Source organism: Microbacterium sp. KNMS, from assembly GCF_053851835.1.
Map to the genome: position 1 here is coordinate 1 of NZ_JBSQBP010000227.1, position 230 is coordinate 230.

The window sequence follows — 230 nt, forward strand, 5'->3', positions numbered from 1 at the left end:
GCGGTAATCATCAATCACATTCAATAATCGAAACTTGCGACCATCGGAAAGCTGATCATGCATAAAATCTAATGACCAAACCTGATTTTCTCGGATTGGTTCTTTCAATGGTTCAGGCGCATGCCGTTTTAGTCTTCTTCTCGGTTTAATACGCAGATTCAGTGCCAACTCACAGTAAATGCGGTAAACCCGCTTGTGATTCCAGCAGCAACTCTCAACATGCCGTAAAT

1 pseudogene is annotated in these 230 nt (G+C 42.6%); it reads right to left on the minus strand.

Annotated elements, in window-relative coordinates:
• Window positions 1-230: pseudogene (locus ACWXWW_RS18420) on the minus strand (IS3 family transposase); the annotation flags it as partial.